Source organism: Mesorhizobium sp. M6A.T.Ce.TU.002.03.1.1, from assembly GCF_003997275.1.
Taxonomy (GTDB): Bacteria; Pseudomonadota; Alphaproteobacteria; order Rhizobiales; family Rhizobiaceae; genus Mesorhizobium; species Mesorhizobium mediterraneum.
Genome location: NZ_RZTI01000284.1, coordinates 1 through 1,098, shown reverse-complemented (window position 1 = coordinate 1,098; position 1,098 = coordinate 1). Strand labels below are relative to the sequence as shown.

Annotated in this window: 1 protein-coding gene and 1 tRNA gene; both read right to left on the bottom strand. The window is 57.4% G+C overall.

What is annotated here, in order from left to right:
- Window positions 1-572: 572 nt before the first annotated feature.
- Window positions 573-663 (bottom strand) — tRNA-Ser (locus tag EOC93_RS33520).
- Window positions 625-804, bottom strand: coding sequence for a hypothetical protein (locus tag EOC93_RS33515; protein ID WP_095483127.1), 180 nt, complete (start codon window positions 802-804; stop codon window positions 625-627). Before EOC93_RS33515 ends, EOC93_RS33520 begins: the two co-directional genes overlap by 39 nt.
- Between the last annotated feature and the right edge of the window lie 294 nt (window positions 805-1,098).

Sequence of the window (1,098 nt, the reverse complement as noted above, 5' to 3'; positions counted from 1 at the left end):
GAATCGAACAAAACAGCGGATCGGCGACGGCTGTTTCTACGGTAGCGAATTGTTATTGCTGCATTTTTCGGAGAATCGTGGGATTTTGCGCCGGTCGTGGAAAACATCCCCGCAGACGTTCTTGGGCGAAGAGCGCGCCAAAAAAGGCGCTGCTAATTAGCTCTTTGACACAGGAAGTTTTGACAGATTGGCCCCCTTTGTCGGTGGCGATCGCACACTCTGGAGATTGGCCGAGGCATTTCTCCCTTCGTCATCCTGGGGCGGAGCAAGGAGCGAAGCGACGCAGCGCAGACCCCAGGATCCATGCCGTGATGTTTACGTGTCGCAACGGTGCAAGCTCTGTTTCAGTTCAGCGCACCCCTTGGCGACTGCACTCGTCGAACGGCCATCCTGAGCCGCTGCATTCTTTGGCTGATGTCATGGCATGGATCCCAGGGTCTTCGCGACGTCGCTTCGCTCCTGCTTCGCCCTGGGATGACGAGGCCGGGAAGGCTTCGAAACCAGGCTTTGCAAGGGAGTCACGAGAAGAATTCGCCGGACTTGCCCTGCGAAGCGCGAGGCGCAAATCAGAATGGCGGAGAGGATGGGATTCGAACCCACGAGAAGCTTTTGACCTCTACTCCCTTAGCAGGGGAGCGCCTTCGACCACTCGGCCACCTCTCCGTTGCGCCGGTGGATAAAGAAAAGCGCCGGCACAATCAACAAGCCTGCGCCATTATCATTGAAAAAACCGGCTTCTGTCGAAACGGCGCTTTCGCGATGCGGCGATTCTGCGGCAATCCGTTGGCCGGCGACTCGGCGCATCGTCGCAATTCCGACGGGCTATCGCCGGAATCGGCCGGATTGCAAGGGCTCGCAAGCGAGGCGATGGTTAACGGGAGCTTTCTGAGTGAGGCCAAATCGTGTCATTTGTGCAACAACGTTTGGGGATAGCACCCGCACAGCCCTTTTGCCGGTACGATGGTGGTTGAACGCCGCCGCCTCATGGGTAATGTCGAGTTCGAAGGAGCGGCGCGGTGCGCATCTTTTTCGGTAGTGGGGATGGGGCAGGGAACGCTGTCCTTCAGCAAAGAATACCCAGACCCGTTTTTTAACTTT